12 protein-coding genes and 1 pseudogene are annotated in these 10,004 nt (G+C 61.7%); 2 read left to right on the top strand and 11 right to left on the bottom strand.

The window, feature by feature from the left end; all coding sequences use genetic code 11:
• A pseudogene (locus tag MOV63_RS19460) lies at window positions 1-225 on the top strand (ABC transporter ATP-binding protein); the annotation flags it as partial.
• A 6-nt stretch (window positions 226-231) separates the two neighbouring features.
• Here the strand turns inward: MOV63_RS19460 and MOV63_RS19455 are convergent.
• The 8 genes from MOV63_RS19455 to MOV63_RS19420 form a co-directional block, all read right to left on the bottom strand.
• Window positions 232-789, bottom strand: coding sequence for an isochorismatase family protein (locus MOV63_RS19455; protein ID WP_247036005.1), 558 nt, complete (start codon window positions 787-789; stop codon window positions 232-234).
• Window positions 790-1,015: 226 nt separating this feature from the next.
• A complete protein-coding gene (locus MOV63_RS19450; protein ID WP_247036001.1) occupies window positions 1,016-1,249 on the bottom strand; it encodes a hypothetical protein in 234 nt (77 codons plus the stop codon).
• A gap of 140 nt (window positions 1,250-1,389) precedes the next feature.
• Complete coding sequence (locus MOV63_RS19445) at window positions 1,390-1,953, bottom strand: hypothetical protein (RefSeq protein WP_247035995.1); 564 nt, start codon at window positions 1,951-1,953, stop codon at window positions 1,390-1,392.
• Window positions 1,954-2,592: 639 nt separating this feature from the next.
• On the bottom strand, window positions 2,593-3,375 hold the full coding sequence (locus MOV63_RS19440) for an SDR family NAD(P)-dependent oxidoreductase (RefSeq protein WP_247035994.1): 783 nt from the start codon (window positions 3,373-3,375) through the stop codon (window positions 2,593-2,595).
• A gap of 90 nt (window positions 3,376-3,465) precedes the next feature.
• The gene (locus MOV63_RS19435) at window positions 3,466-3,885 is read right to left on the bottom strand and encodes an HD domain-containing protein (RefSeq protein ID WP_247035993.1); all 420 of its coding nucleotides are present in this window, start codon (window positions 3,883-3,885) and stop codon (window positions 3,466-3,468) included.
• A gap of 59 nt (window positions 3,886-3,944) precedes the next feature.
• Window positions 3,945-4,319 (bottom strand): GFA family protein, encoded by a 375-nt coding sequence (locus MOV63_RS19430; protein ID WP_040124052.1) that lies wholly within the window; start codon window positions 4,317-4,319, stop codon window positions 3,945-3,947.
• Between the two features lie 64 nt (window positions 4,320-4,383).
• Window positions 4,384-4,755: a type II toxin-antitoxin system PemK/MazF family toxin gene (locus tag MOV63_RS19425; RefSeq protein ID WP_247035992.1), complete on the bottom strand. Its 372-nt coding sequence runs from the start codon at window positions 4,753-4,755 to the stop codon at window positions 4,384-4,386.
• Complete coding sequence (locus tag MOV63_RS19420; RefSeq protein WP_247035990.1) at window positions 4,755-5,018, bottom strand: AbrB/MazE/SpoVT family DNA-binding domain-containing protein; 264 nt, start codon at window positions 5,016-5,018, stop codon at window positions 4,755-4,757. The genes MOV63_RS19425 and MOV63_RS19420 overlap by 1 nt, the downstream gene beginning before the upstream one ends.
• 164 nt (window positions 5,019-5,182) lie before the next feature.
• Here MOV63_RS19420 and MOV63_RS19415 point away from each other — a divergent pair, with 164 nt between their 5' ends.
• Window positions 5,183-5,686, top strand: coding sequence for a hypothetical protein (locus MOV63_RS19415; RefSeq protein WP_247035989.1), 504 nt, complete (start codon window positions 5,183-5,185; stop codon window positions 5,684-5,686).
• Between the two features lie 23 nt (window positions 5,687-5,709).
• Here the strand turns inward: MOV63_RS19415 and MOV63_RS19410 are convergent, their stop codons facing one another.
• Genes MOV63_RS19410 through MOV63_RS19400 form a run of 3 tightly spaced genes read right to left on the bottom strand, consistent with a single transcriptional unit; the run spans window position 5,710 to window position 9,997 of the window.
• Entirely contained in the window at window positions 5,710-7,086 is a 1,377-nt protein-coding gene (locus tag MOV63_RS19410; RefSeq protein ID WP_247035988.1) for an FAD-binding oxidoreductase, read from the bottom strand.
• A complete protein-coding gene (locus MOV63_RS19405; RefSeq protein WP_309500839.1) occupies window positions 7,083-8,768 on the bottom strand; it encodes a thiamine pyrophosphate-requiring protein in 1,686 nt (561 codons plus the stop codon). The genes MOV63_RS19410 and MOV63_RS19405 overlap by 4 nt, the downstream gene beginning before the upstream one ends.
• A complete protein-coding gene (locus tag MOV63_RS19400) occupies window positions 8,768-9,997 on the bottom strand; it encodes an alpha-hydroxy acid oxidase (protein ID WP_247035983.1) in 1,230 nt (409 codons plus the stop codon). Before MOV63_RS19400 ends, MOV63_RS19405 begins: the two co-directional genes overlap by 1 nt.
• Window positions 9,998-10,004 lie beyond the last annotated feature (7 nt).

Here is a 10,004-nt window from a genome sequence, read left to right as displayed (position 1 = left end):
CTGTCGGGCGGGCAGATGCTGCGGGCGGGGCTCGCCTGCGTGCTCGGCGGGCGGTCGCCGCCGTCGCTGCTCATCCTCGACGAGCCGACCAACCATCTGGATATCGATTCCATCGCCGCGGTCGAGGCCGGATTGCGCGCCTATGACGGCGCGCTGCTGGTGGTCAGCCACGACGAGGTATTTCTCGAGGCAGTCGGCATCACCCGCCGGCTGGAGCTGGGTTAGAACCGGTCAGGCGGCCGGGGAACCGATCAGCGCCTCGGTGGTCACCAGATTGACGCCGGCCTCGGCGAACTGGGCATTGTAACGGCGGATGATGGCGGCGGCGCTCTCCTGCGGCTGATCGAGCGTGCTGTGGGCATCGGCAACAACCGTCACCTTCAGCCCGGCCGCGATCGCCCCCTGCACCGTGCCGGCGACGCAGAAATCCGTCTGGGCGCCGAGGATCACCACTTCGGGCGCACCCTGGTTCTCGATCCATTGGCCGAGTTCCGGGTTGCTGAACGAGTCGCGGACGGTCTTCGAGAAGGTCGGCTCGTCGTCCCGCTGGCCAAGTGCCGGCCAGACGGGCCAGCCCGGCTCTCCCGGCGCCAGCGGATCGCCCTCCGGCCCGTCATGGCGCACGAAGGCAATCGCCCGGCCTTCGCGCCGCGCCCAGTCGATCACCTTGCGGGCGCGGTCGGTGAGGAGATCCGCATCATGGAGAGGCGGCTCGACAAGACCGTCGAACATGTTGGTCTGCAGGTCGATGACGATGACTGGCGCTTTTTCCGCTGATGTGCTGGACATGGGCTTGCCTCCATTTCAGGAGAGGGAAATTGCCGGATTTTTGTGGCATTGCAACCGAATTTTGCGGTTATGCGCACGATCGATCGCAGGCATATTGAGATCTTCCGACGGCGCCTGTCGCCCGGAAAAAGGCGATCCTGAACCTCCGGTACTCGCCCGAATGGTTTCCCGAAAGAGAGGGCGCCGGCCCGATCGCCGCCGCCCTCTCTCATTTGCGATCCGGCGATCAGCGGCAGACGCGGGTGGTCCTGACGACGATCCGGCCGTGGTAGCGGGTCTTCACCTTCTTGACCATGCAGTCACGGTGGCGGGGACGATACGGACGGTAGACTTCGCGCACGGTATGACGCGGAGCGACCCGCTCATGGGTGGTGACGGTGACACTCGCGGCGTCGGACGGGCCGGCGACCGAGAGAATGGAAGAAATGGCCAGGGCCGATGCGATAAGCAGGTTCTTCATTGGGTGTTTCCTCAATCTTTTGCGCGACATGAACGCGGATTGAGGGCCCAGGTTCCACGAAAGGGATTGCGACTGAAGTCCTAAACTAAGCGTGTAACGTATCCAGGTTGAATGCTCAATCTTAATAGACTCACGCTTAGTCAGTCTTTAGCGCGTTTCTTTCGTGCAGCCTTCGTCTTGTGGAAGCGGGGGCGGTCGCGAGGCGGAAGTGAAGGCATGAGGCCCTTGGAAAGTAGAAAATTAAGGAGCTCTATTCCAGCGCCGTAGATAAATTTAGCGTCATCGATTATGGTGTCGAGCGGCATAGGGACGAGATCAACTTTAACTGTATTACGAGCAGTCGTTCTAAGTAAGAAAACATCGTTAGTTTTTTCGTCGCGGCACCACAAATTATGAACAATGGCATTACGCCTCTCGGCGGCGAGTTTGACCTTGTCTATTAGCTCATCGAGCTGGTCTAAATCGTCTAAGCTATCTATTTTTATTTCCGCAACTGACTTAAGAACGTTCTCCCGTAGCGGGACCGTCATGTGGGATGTTATCGCCCATCCGAGCTCGCCATCTAGTCCAAGACAACCGGTGATAGCCAGTTGCATATGGTCTTCCGTCTGTGCGGAACATGCGACAGCAAGCCCGATTGCCTCTAGGTACTTTGCAGGCAAATTGCGGGGATCAAAATCCAAGTTACGGAAATTATCGTGCATCTCAAACTCCGTTAAGAAAGTAAACGAGGAGAAGGGCGGCGCCATTGCGCAGACATCAAGCCTCGCGCAATGAATTCAGGCTAAAAGAAAACCGGGCGACAATCCCGCTAAGAACAGCCGCCCGGAAGGTCGATGACTAAGTCACGTCACTTTTTCTTGAGAGTCGTAACGATGTGAGTACGGGGTTTCGAATCCGCGGTTTTCACCGTGGTGAAGCGCCCCGTAATCGCGCTACGGCCGATTTTGGTCGTCTTGCTCATCACATTCACCTCCTTTCCCGGACAGTGGTCCGCCTGTAAGACATGACCGGGCAGGTGTGATGCGAATCATAAACAACCAGGGAAAGCTTCTCCCGCTCCGGGACGTTGAGTCTAGAGCATCTCTTTCCTCTTCCAGAAGAAATTTTGTGCTTTCTGCTTACGTTCGAGCTACTTCGTCAGTTCGGCACAGTAAATCACTCTCGAAGATCGTGCGAGGCAAGTTTTAGGCGCACTTCGCATCTGAATTTTTCAGAGCGAAGTGGCACTATAACTGAGGAATTTGGCCAACGGAATGATGAGCCTGTCGTAGCGCTTCCATTCGGCTCATTCTCGTTCGTTAGCACGACACGAGCGGCCCCTATCAAACCGGAAAACAATCCTACCTCAGCAGCCCCTGGCCGCCGTCCACGTAGATCGGCGTGCCCGTCACGTGCCGGGAGCGGTCGGAGGCGAGGAAGGCGATGACTTCGGCGACGTCCGCGCTTTTTCCCGGTCGGCCGTCGCTGATCGGGACCTGGCCGTCGGGCCATTCCACCGGGATCGCGGTTTCCTGCTCGTGACGGAGCCTGGTGTTGTCGTGGATATTGGTCTCGATCTCGCCGGGGCAGACGGCGTTGACGCGGATGTGGTGCTTGCCGAGTTCCAGCGCCAGCTGCTGCACCATCGCCACCTGCGCGGCCTTGGTGGCGGTATAGGCGGTGGCGCCGGGTGTCGTGAAGGTGCGGTTGCCGTTGATCGAGGAGACGACGATAATCGAGCCTGCGCCCTGCGCCTTCAGATGCGGCACGGTGAGGTGAAGCGTCAGATAGGTGCCGCGCAGGTTGACGGCGATCGTCCTGTCGAATTCTTCCGGCTTCAGGTCGTCGATCGGCGCCCACACGCCGTTGATGCCGGCATTGGCGACGACAATGTCGAGCCGCCCGAATTTTTCGGCAAGCCGGTCGATCGCTTCGCGCATCCGGTTTTCGTCGGAAACGTCGGCTTCGAGCACCAGCGCTTCTCCGCCGGCCTTCTCTATTTCCCGGGCAGCCTTTTCGATCTCCGTTCTCGTATGACCGAGCAGGCCGATCTTTGCGCCCTCCGCCGCGAGTTTCATCGCCGCCGCCTTGCCGATGCCCGAGCCTGACCCGGTTACCAGAGCCACCTGATTCTTGAGTTCCATGAGTCCATCCTGTCGCTGGATCGCGGCTTCTGCCGTGCGAAAACGAACGGCAAGGGATGGCGCAAGGTTCCGCCCGTCAGGTTGGATATCTCAGGATGGATATCGCTCGTTGAGGATACGCAGGCCTTCGGCGAATTTCGAACCGTCGCCGCCCATCTGGCGCATCTGGGCAAGATTGTCGGTGAGGTCGGCGCGCTTGACCGGTCGGGCGAGCGGATTTTCGATCGAGCGGCGGACGAAGGCGAAATATTCCTCGCCGTCGCGTTTGCTCATCGCGTCGACGGCATCGACGACCGCTTTGGAAAAGCCTTCTTCGCGCAGCCGCTCGAACGTCCAGCCGGGGCCTTTCTCGACCACGTCATGCAGCCAGGCGACCTGTTTTTCGTCCTCGCCGGCGACGTTTTCGGCGACGCGCCGGACATGGTCGATGAATGGACCGCCGGTTTTCGACGACTGTCCTTGATGCGCTTCGGTCGCGATGACAATTGCCTTGTCGATCAGTTCCGACATCTGTCTGTCTCCCGTCCGCTCGGCGGCACTTTATAGGGTCCTCGCGTGACGACAATGCGTCAATTGCGATCTTCTTCGAATTGAGGGACGGCAAGCGGGCTCAGCCAGTTCTCCCGCCGCTTCACCCATATTTCGTAGACCGGTTCCAAGTCGGTCGGCGCCATGTCGAGCGATCCGACCCGGATCTCGATCTCGTCGCTGTCGCTCTCGTTGAAGACGCGAGAGCCGCATTCGGGGCAGAAACCGCGGCCATGGAAATACTTGACCTCGCCTGTGCTTTCAAAGCCGTGCCGCGGCCAGATGCCGAACGTGACGAAGCTCGATCCGCTTTCCTTGCGACAATCGGCGCAATGGCAAAGCCCGATCCTGACCGGCGCATCCTTCACCGAATACCGAACGTTGCCGCAAAGGCAGCTTCCAGACCGGATGATCATCCTTTCTCTCCTTCTTCCTCGCCCGGAAAATTCAGTTAGGGCAGGGGAGGATGAAGGAAAGAGATCAGGCGGGTTCAGGTGCAGGGTCGATGGCGCTGACCACCCGCGAGACGATTTCGTTCATGGTCGCCTCGTCCAGCGTCTCGATATATTGCGCGGTTTTCTGCTGGATGCGGGCGGGAATGTCGAAGCTGCGGACCTGGTTGCAAACGGCGACGCCGGTCGTGTCATGGCCGGAAATCGCCACCGCAAGACCGACATCGCGGATAAAAGCCCCACCGGTGGCGATGGGCACCGTCATGCTGACGCCCAGCCTGTTGATCTCGATCGGTGTGATGACAACGAAACGATGCCGGTTCTTCATTTCCCGGCCGGCGACGGGGTTTGGGTCGATCCAGTAGACATCGCCGCGCCTCGGCACGTTGCTGCGGATCATCAGATCTCGTGTCCTATCGGATCGCCTTCCTGCGCATCGGCGACAGCGGCGTTCAGCATCGCCATAGCATCGCTTCCCTTCAGCAATTCGCTAAGGGTGTAGCGCTTGCGGCCGTTCTCGACGGGACGGGCGATCAATTCACCGTTGGCGACGTCGAGTGTGAGTTGATCGCCGATTTCGGTATGCATCAACTTCAACAGGGCCGGCGGGATGGTAATCACCGCGGCACCGCCCTGGCGTCGGATTTTGGTGGTGACCGGCATGGTTAGCTCCTGAAAGTGCTACATATGTAGCATGTTCTCACGCGGCAACAAGTCGAAACGCGTGTAACGCGCGCCGCTGGGCCACTTGATGGCAGCTCTGGATGCCGGATGGAACGGAATGGCTCAACCGGCGTTCGATGCGAGCGTTCAGATGGATCGTCGCCATGCGCTCATTTCTCGCCGCTGCTGCGTTTATCGCCTCCGGTTTTTTGCCGGGCCTCATTTTGGCCGCCGAAAGCGATTTCCTGAAAACGCTTTCCGGTAACTGGAGCGGCGAGGGCACGGTTCTGATCCGCATCGGGGCAACGCCCATCAATGTCACCTGCAGCTTCACGTCCACCGCAGGAGCGACCACCCTGTCGATGCAGGGAACCTGCCGCGGCCTGCTGGTCGTCCGGCGCAGTATATCGGCCGATCTCCAGGCTTCGGATCGCGGCTATAGCGGCACCTATGTCGGGCCCTCCGGGCAGCCTTCGATGCTTTCCGGCAACCGCCGCGGCAATGCGATCAATCTTGGCGTCCGCTGGGCGAGGGTGATCAACGGGGATCGCGTCGCCAACATGACGATCGAGAAGATCGGCAATGACCGCCTCCGGCTTCAAACGGTCGACAAGGATCTTTCGAGCGGCAAATCGGTGGTGACCAGCCGCATCGATCTCAGCCGGTGATCATCTAAGGGCCTTGTCCGCCCTTACTCCACCTGACCCAGCTTGCCGGGGTTCATGATGCCTTTCGGGTCGATCGCGGCCTTGATGGCGTTCATCATGTCGACGGCGTCGCCATGTTCGCGGCGGAGATATTTCAGCTTCGAGATGCCGATGCCGTGTTCGCCGCTGAAGGTGCCGCCCATGTCCATGGCGCGCTGATAGAGCCGTTCGGCGAGGCGTTCCGCTTCGGCCAGTTCTTCCGGGATTTCCGGCTTGATCAGGTAGCCGACATGGAAATTGCCGTCGCCGACATGGCCGATGATCTTGCCCATCACGAAGGAATTGTCGATGTCCTCGCGGGCGGCGAGGACGGCTTCGGCAAGCCGCGAGATCGGTACGCAGACGTCCGTCGTAAACGCCTTGCAGCCGGGGCGCAGCGTCTGGTTGGAATAGATCGTCTCGTGGCGGGCCTTCCACAGCCGCTCGCGGTCCTCGGTGCGGGTCGACCATTCGAAGTCCGAGCCGCCGAATTCGTTGGCGATCTCGCGCGCGGTGTTCGACTGTTCCTCCACCCAGCGCGGGCTGCCGTGGAATTCGAGAAACAGGGTCGGCGCGAGCTTCAGGGTCAGGCCGGCATGCCGGTTGGCGGCTTCGACCGCCACTTCATCCAGGAATTCGATGCGGGCGACCGGGATGCCGCTCTGGATAGTGGCGACGACGGCTTCGACCGCGCCACGCATCGTCTCGAAGGCGCAGACGGCGGAGGCGATTGTTTCCGGGATCGGGTGCAGCCTGACGGTGACCTCGGTGATGACGCCGAGCGTGCCTTCGGCGCCGACATAAAGCTTGGTCAGGTCGTAGCCGGTGGAGGACTTCTTGGTGCGGCGGCCGGTGGTGATGATCTTGCCCTGGGGGGTGACGACGCGCAGCGCCAGCACGTTTTCGCGCATCGTGCCGTAGCGCACGGCCGTGGTGCCGGAGGCGCGCGTCGAGGCCATGCCGCCGAGCGAGGCGTCGGCGCCGGGATCGATGGGGAAGAACAGGCCGGTATCGCGGATATGGGCGTTGAGCTGCTTGCGGGTGACGCCCGCCTCGACCTGCACGTCGAAATCCTCGTGGTTGACCCGGACTATTCTGTTCATGCGGGTGAGATCGAGCGAAATCCCGCCCTTCAGCGGGATCGTGTGGCCTTCCATCGACGAGCCTGCCGCGAACGGCGTTACTGGTATGCCGGCCCCGAAACAGGCCGAGACGACGCGCGCCACCTCGTCCTCGTTTTCGGCATAGACCACTGCGTCCGGCAGCCTTGTGGGCTGTCGGGACATGTCGTGGCCGTGATGTTCGCGCACCGCTTCCGTGGTGGAAAGCCGGTCGCCGAAGTGGAGCTTCAGGGCGTCGAGGGTGGATTTCAGGGAGGTCATTTTTTCTCACCCGTCAGCATGCGGTGGTAGCGGGAACGGGCGATTTCCTGTGTTGTGATGAATTCGAGGAGGACCGGCACGCCCTTTTGTGTCTGTTCGATGCCGCGCTTGATCGCCGGGATGATTTCGGCCGGGTCGGTGACCCGTTCGCCGTAACCGCCGAGCGCGCGGGCAAAGGCGGCATAGTCGCCGGAAATGTCGGTCGAGCGGTATTTCTCGGTCGACACCTTCATGATCGGCAGTTCCATCGCCATCGAGAAATTGTTGAGGAGGATCGACAGGATCGGCAGGCGCTCGCGCACTGCGGTCTCGAAATCCATGCCAGTAAAGCCGATCGCCGCATCGCCCCAGACGTTGATGCAGAGCTTGTCCGGATGCATCAGCTTGGCGCCCATGGCGAGGCCCAGGCCATAACCGAGCTGGGTCGTCTTGCCCCAGCCGATATAGGTGAGCGGCTTTACCGACTTCCAGAACGGTGAAAGCTGGTCGCGCGGGCTGCCGGCATCGTGGGTGATGATGGTGTTTTCGATATCGACCGTGTGCTGCAGGTCCCAGAGCACGCGATAGGGCGATAGCGGCTTGCTGTCGGAGGTGAGCTTCGGCATCCATTCCGCCAGCCACTCGGCCTGGACCTTGGCGATCTCGGCGGCGACTTCCGTGTGGTCGCGGGGAGAAACCTTGCGGGCTTCGAGCTCGGCAAGCACCGCGTCGAGCGTCAGCGCCGCATCGCCGACCAGCGCCACCTTGGCCTCGATATCCTTGTTGACGTGGTCGGGGTCGAGCGTCGCGTGGATGACGGTCTTGTCGAGCGGCATCTGCACGCCGAAGGCGGTTTCGGTAAACGAGCAGCCGATGCCGAAGATCAGGTCGGAACTGTCGAGGAAATGGCGCAGGGTCTTGGAGATCGCCGCACCGCCGGCGCCGACCGACAGCGGGTGGGTTTCCGGAAACGCGCTCTTGCCTTCGAGACTGGTCGAAACCGGGATCGCCAGCAGTTCGGCGAGCTGTTTCAGCTGCGGCCAGGCCTGCGCGTAATGGACGCCCTGGCCGGCATAGAGGATCGGCCGCTTGGCGGCGAGCAGCAGATCGACGGCGTCGCGCACGGCAATCGGGTCCGGCCCGTAGCGGGTGGAAAGAACCGGGCGATAGTTCAGCGGTTCCGGCACCTCGTCCTGCCACATGTCGTTCGGGATCTCGACCAGAACCGGCCCGCCGCGGCCATTGCGCAATTTGGAGAAAGCGCGTCGAAAAATGTTCGGGATCTCGGCGGCCGAGGTGATCGGCTCGGCTGACTTGGTGATGTCGCGCATCGAGCGGGTGGCATTGTAGTTCGGATCGACATGCGCGACGCGGCGCTCGTAGCCCATTGGCAGCACGAGGATCGGCACGGATTCCGAATAGGCCTGGGCGATGCCGCCATAGGCGTTTTCGGTGCCCGGTCCGAGCTGCATGGCAAAGACGCCGATCGTCTTGCCGGAGCTTAAGCGCGACATGGCGTCGGCCATATGCAGGCCGTGGCGCTCCTGGCGCACGATGATCGGGCGGATATCGCCCATGGCCGCGTGTTCGAGAACGTGGTTCACGGGGTAACCGCAAATGACCTCGATCCCCTCGCGTTTCAGAATTTCCACGATGGCGTCGGCAACTTTCATGGGTTTCTCCTCCCCGGAGACATGGTCGATTAGAGGTGCGGTTGGAAGTCTTGTGCGGTCCAGGCGCCGGGATGGCGTACGGATGCGCGACGGGCCTGGTCCGTATTCAGCAGTCCGCTCTGGCCGAGCGTGATGCGGTATTCCTCGATGAAGGCCTGCGCCATATGGGTGGCGCCATGGTCTCCGAGTGCGGCAAGACCGAGCATGAAGGCGCGGCCGGCAAAGGAGGAATGGGCGCCGCAGGCGACTGCGCGCACCATGTCGACGCCGGAGACGACGCCGCTGTCGAACAGGACCGTACCACGGGTGCCGACCGTGCGGGCGATTTCGGGCAGGACGTCGATCGTTGCCGGTGCCGCATCGAACTGGCGGCCGCCATGGTTGGAGACGATCACGCCGTCGAGGCCAAGTTCGAGCGCCTTTTCCGCATCCGCCGGGTGCATGACGCCTTTGACCATCATCGGCCCCGGCCATCTGTCGCGCAGCCGGGCGATTTGCTCCCAGGGGAAGCCGCCACCGATATGCTTTTGCACGAAGGCGGAGGTGGTGACGCGGTCTGGCGCGCCGGCAAAGCCTGCCATGTTGGCGAAGGTCGGCATGCCCTTGCGGCGGATCGCATCCAGCCAGAAGGGTGCCATCGCCGCCGCGATCATCGTCTTCGGCGTCAGCTTGAAGGGCATGGTGAGGCCGTTGCGAAGATCGCGCGGGCGCTTGGCGCGCACCGGCACGTCGAGTGTCGCGACCAGAACCTTCGCGCCGGCGATGCGGGCGCGATCAGTCATTTCCAGGCTGTATTGGTGGTTGTTCGGCGCCATCGGGTAGAGCTGGAACCAGGTGACATCGGGCGCCCATTCCACGACTTTCTCGATCGTCGCGCAGGCAAGCGTGCCGACCAGATAGGGAATATTGTGGGCCTGGGCGGCCTTGGCGAACTGTTCGGTGGCGCCCGGCCACATCATGCCGTCGAAACCTATCGGCGAGATGCCGATCGGGGCGGCGTAACGATGGCCGAAGAGCTCGACCGAGGTGTCGACCTTGGAAACGTCGATACCATAACGCGGTACGACTTCGACCGCCTGCAGTGCGGTCCGGTTGCGGTTGAGGCCGGTCTCGTCGCCGGCGCCGCCCTGGAGAAACTCGTAGGCAAAACGCGGAATGCGCCATTTCGCCCGTTTTTCGAGATCGCCGACCATCGGATAACGCCGGCGGAGCTCCGCCAGCGTCTCGATCGTCCTTGCGTCGTTCCCGGCTCCCCCCATGACCGAC

This window comes from Neorhizobium sp. SHOUNA12A (genome assembly GCF_023006505.1).
Lineage (GTDB): Bacteria > Pseudomonadota > Alphaproteobacteria > Rhizobiales > Rhizobiaceae > Neorhizobium.
This window is presented reverse-complemented; position numbering and strand designations above follow the sequence as displayed.

Coding starts and splice junctions, on each gene's coding strand:
- MOV63_RS19400 (WP_247035983.1), bottom strand. CDS start 9,997: ATGGGGGGAGCCGGGAACGACGCAAGGACGATCGAGACGCTGGCGGAG.
- MOV63_RS19425 (WP_247035992.1), bottom strand. CDS start 4,755: ATGATCCGCAGCAACGTGCCGAGGCGCGGCGATGTCTACTGGATCGAC.
- MOV63_RS19430 (WP_040124052.1), bottom strand. CDS start 4,319: ATGATCATCCGGTCTGGAAGCTGCCTTTGCGGCAACGTTCGGTATTCG.
- MOV63_RS19455 (WP_247036005.1), bottom strand. CDS start 789: ATGTCCAGCACATCAGCGGAAAAAGCGCCAGTCATCGTCATCGACCTG.
- MOV63_RS19445 (WP_247035995.1), bottom strand. CDS start 1,953: ATGCACGATAATTTCCGTAACTTGGATTTTGATCCCCGCAATTTGCCT.
- MOV63_RS19420 (WP_247035990.1), bottom strand. CDS start 5,018: ATGCCGGTCACCACCAAAATCCGACGCCAGGGCGGTGCCGCGGTGATT.
- MOV63_RS19435 (WP_247035993.1), bottom strand. CDS start 3,885: ATGTCGGAACTGATCGACAAGGCAATTGTCATCGCGACCGAAGCGCAT.
- MOV63_RS19450 (WP_247036001.1), bottom strand. CDS start 1,249: ATGAAGAACCTGCTTATCGCATCGGCCCTGGCCATTTCTTCCATTCTC.
- MOV63_RS19415 (WP_247035989.1), top strand. CDS start 5,183: ATGCGCTCATTTCTCGCCGCTGCTGCGTTTATCGCCTCCGGTTTTTTG.
- MOV63_RS19440 (WP_247035994.1), bottom strand. CDS start 3,375: ATGGAACTCAAGAATCAGGTGGCTCTGGTAACCGGGTCAGGCTCGGGC.
- MOV63_RS19410 (WP_247035988.1), bottom strand. CDS start 7,086: ATGACCTCCCTGAAATCCACCCTCGACGCCCTGAAGCTCCACTTCGGC.